This is a genomic window from Arhodomonas sp. KWT (genome assembly GCF_010993615.1).
Map to the genome: position 1 here is coordinate 1 of NZ_WNXE01000044.1, position 3,721 is coordinate 3,721.

At 69.2% G+C, this 3,721-nt stretch carries 3 protein-coding genes and 1 pseudogene; 3 read left to right on the top strand and 1 reads right to left on the bottom strand.

Annotated elements, in window-relative coordinates; genetic code table 11:
* Positions 1 to 77: 77 nt before the first annotated feature.
* Positions 78 to 1,397: an ABC transporter substrate-binding protein gene (locus G7A99_RS09165; protein WP_018718272.1), complete on the bottom strand. Its 1,320-nt coding sequence runs from the start codon at positions 1,395 to 1,397 to the stop codon at positions 78 to 80.
* A gap of 214 nt (positions 1,398 to 1,611) precedes the next feature.
* Here G7A99_RS09165 and G7A99_RS09170 point away from each other — a divergent pair, with 214 nt between their 5' ends.
* From G7A99_RS09170 to G7A99_RS09180, 3 genes and pseudogenes are all read left to right on the top strand, one after another.
* On the top strand, positions 1,612 to 2,451 hold the full coding sequence (locus G7A99_RS09170) for an ABC transporter ATP-binding protein (RefSeq protein ID WP_018718273.1): 840 nt from the start codon (positions 1,612 to 1,614) through the stop codon (positions 2,449 to 2,451).
* Complete coding sequence (locus G7A99_RS09175) at positions 2,432 to 3,139, top strand: ABC transporter ATP-binding protein (protein ID WP_040409458.1); 708 nt, start codon at positions 2,432 to 2,434, stop codon at positions 3,137 to 3,139. The genes G7A99_RS09170 and G7A99_RS09175 overlap by 20 nt, the downstream gene beginning before the upstream one ends.
* Before the next feature lie 2 nt (positions 3,140 to 3,141).
* A pseudogene (locus G7A99_RS09180) lies at positions 3,142 to 3,721 on the top strand (hypothetical protein); the annotation flags it as partial.

Genomic DNA, 3,721 nt, shown 5'->3' on the forward strand with positions numbered 1-3,721 from the left:
GGTCGTGCGTGTGAATGGGGCGCCCGGGCGGTGGACCGCCCGGGCGCAAAGGCGTGTGGATTATACCCGCCGGGCGCCTATTCCGCCGGGATGTCGTTCGGCGACTGGATCTGCACGGTCTCGATACCGCCATCCGTGTACTGCCAGATGGCGATGGGCGTGATCACGTCGCCGTTGTCGTCGAAGTCCGCCGGTCCGGCGGCGCCCGAGTAGGCCACGTCCTCGCCGTTCATGATCGCCTTCACGCCGGCGGCGATGCTCTCCGGGTCGCCGGCGATGATCTCCTTGCCCGGCGGGTTGGCGACGCCGCGGATGCGGTCGCGGAGCACCGTGCCGGTGATCTTGTCGGCGCTGTCGAATCCGTCGGCGACGGCCTTGACCGTGGCCAGCCCGATGACCATGGCCGCGTCATAGGCCGACTCGGTGAACGGCGGGATGCGGTCGCGATCGAATTTCGCCTTGAACGCGTCGGCGAAGTTCTTGAAGCCCGGGATGCTCGGGTCCTGGCCCGGCGCGGTGCCGTACAGCCCCTCCAGGTCCTCGGCGCCGACCGCGTTGATGACCTCCTCCGAGCGGTTGCCGTCGACGAACTGCCAGCTGGTGCTGTCGAAGATGTCCCGCGCCTCCTGCAGGAAGGTCGCGCTGTGGCCGGGGTAACTCGCCGCGAACAGCAGCTCCGGGTCGCCCTGGAAGGCCTGGGCGAGCTGCGAGGTGTACGTCGGCTGGGGCTCCTCCGGGTGCGGCACCTGGGCGTTGATGGTCCCGCCGCGTTTCTGGAACGCCCGGGCGAAGGCGTTGGACAGGCCCTGTCCGTAGGGGTTGTTGACGAAGATCGTCGAGGCGCTGTCGAAGGAGTAGTCGTCGAAAATCTCGCCGCGGGCGAGCTGGGCGGCGACCACGCCCTGCAGCGCGTCGGAGGCGGTGGTGCGGAAGAGCATGTCCGCATCCCGGTCCTCGGGCAGGACGGTGATCAGCGGTGAGGTGGAGCCGTTGGATATCTGCAGCACCTCCGCGGGGATGGTCACCGAGGTCGCCACCGCCACGGTCACGCCGCTGGACCAGCCGCCGATGATGGCGGGCACGCCTTCCACCTCGACGAGCTTGCGCGCGGCCTCGATCGCCGGCGTGGGCAGGGTGTTGGTGTCCTCGCTAAGGTGCTCGGCGATCACCGGTCCGCCCATGACCTCCTTGGTGGCCGCGTTGATGTGCTCGACGCCGAGTGCGGCGCCATCGCGGTAGAACTCGCCGAACTCGGCGCCGGCCCCGGTGAAGGGCGCGAGCTGGCCGACCTTGATCGCGGGCGGGGCGTCCTGGGCGCTGGCGGTGCCGGCGATCAGCGCGGTCGCGAGGGCGACGGCGCCGAGCGTGCGGCCCCTGCAGTGTCGTTTCCGTTCCATTGCTTACCCTCCTGCATCTGTAAGCCGGTGGGGAACCCGCACGCCGGGTGCGTGGGAAGGCGACACACAGCGGGCGTGGTGCCCAGGATTTCAGTGTAGACGCTGGCCGGCGTTCGACAATCGGGCACCGCTGCCGCGTCCCGGGCGCGTCGACAGCACGCCCGGGTGTTGCTACGTTCAAAGACGTTGGCGCGAAACGGCGCGGGGAGACGGCATGAGCGCGACGGCCGGTGACGACGAGACGACGGGTGCTGCCGCGGGGACACCCGCGGGACAGGTGCTCCTGGAGGTCCGGGGGCTGGTGCGCGGGTTCGACAGCCTGCGCGCGCTGGACGGCGCGGACATCACCGTTCACGAGGGCACCATCACCGGGCTGATCGGGCCCAACGGCGCGGGTAAGACGACGCTGTTCAACGTGATCACCGGCTTCTACATGGCTCAGGCCGGGCGGGTGGTCTTCGACGGGCACGACATCACCAACCTCCCGCCCCACCGCATCTTCCGCCACGGCCTGTGCCGCACCTTCCAGATCCCGCGGGAGCACGAGAGCCTCTCGGTGCTGGAGAACCTCATGCTCGTGCCCACCGGACAGCAGGGCGAGAGCCTGATGAACGCCTGGTTCCGGCCCGGGGCGGTGCGGCGCCAGGAGCGGGCCAACCGCGACAAGGCCCTGGAGGTGCTGGAGTTCGTCGAGCTCTCCCACGTGCGTGACGAGTACGCGCGGAACCTCTCCGGCGGACAGAAGAAGCTGCTGGAGCTCGCCCGTATCCTCATGACCGACCCGCGCCTGGTGCTCCTCGACGAGCCCGGTGCCGGGGTGAATCCGACGCTGATGCAGCGCCTGACCGATAACATCCGCTATCTCAATGCCGAGCGGGGGATCACCTTCCTGGTCATCGAGCACGACATGGACATGATCATGTCGCTGTGCGACCCGGTGATCGTGATGAGCGAGGGCCGCCAGCTGATGACCGGGCCGCCGGAGGTGGTGCGCCGGGACCCGCGCGTGCTCGAGGCCTATCTCGGAGGGCAGTATGCCGTTGCTGAAGGCTGAGGGCGTCACTGCCGGCTACGGCGACACCGAGATCCTGCGCGATGTGCACCTGGAGGTGGGCGAGGGCGAGATCGTCTCGCTGATCGGCCCCAATGGGGCGGGCAAGTCCACCTTGATGAAGACGGTCTTCGGCCTGGTGCACCCGCGCCAGGGCTCGATCCGGTTCCGCGACACGGAGATCGCCGGGCGCTCGCCTTACGACATCGTCAAGGAGGGCATGTGCTACGTGCCCCAGGTGGCGAACGTGTTCGTGCAGCTCACCGTCGAGGAGAACCTGGAGATGGGCGGCTACCTCCTCGAGGAGCGCGAGCTTGCCGGGCGCAAGGAGCAGGTCTACGAGCTGTTCCCGAAGCTGCGCGAACGCCGCCGCCAGCGGGCGGGCAAGATGTCCGGCGGCGAGCGCCAGATGGTGGCGATCGGCAGCGCGCTGATGCTCGAGCCGGCGCTGCTGCTCCTCGACGAACCCTCGGCGGGGCTCTCGCCCAAGCTGGTGGACGAGATCTTCGAGAACATCCGCCGCATCAACGCCACCGGCCTGGCGGTGCTGATGGTCGAGCAGAACGCCCGCAAGTCGCTGGAGATGGCGGAGCGCGGCTACGTCCTCGCCGGCGGGCAGAACCGCGTGGAGGGCTCGGGGGCCGAGCTGCTGAACGATCCGGACGTGGCCCGGCTGTACCTGGGGGGATGAGCATGAGCGACGAGGCGGCAGCGGTTACACGGCAGCGGCGCCCCGCCGAGCGTATCCGCGCGGTGGTGCAGACCCGCGCCTTCCTGCTCGTGGCGGTGGTGGCGTTGTTCATCGTGCTGGTGGCGCTGGCGATCCACCAGGGGGTGGGTGCCTCGCGGCTCCTGTCCCTGGCTGCCTGGGGCGTGATGCTGGGCGGCATCATCGGTCTCGGCAGCATCGGGCTCACGCTGGTCTACGGCGTGCTCAAGTTCCCCAACTTCTCCCACGGCGCGCTGGTGACCTTCGGCGCGTACTTCACCTACGCGTTCATGGCCTGGCTGCCGGAGAGCGCGCCGCTGCGGCCGCTGTCCTTCGGCTGGACGTTCCCGGTGGCGCTGGTGCTGTCAATGCCGCTGGTGGGGCTGGTGGCGCTCGCGGTCGACCGTGTGGTCTACCGCCGGCTGCGCCGCCAGAACGCCCACCTGGTGCTTTTCGCCATGGCCTCGCTGGCGATGGCGTTCTTCCTGCGCAGCGTGATCTACATCGTCTGGGGGCCGGACTTCCACTTCTTCTTCCCGGGCCGGGCGAATCCGGCGCTGGAGC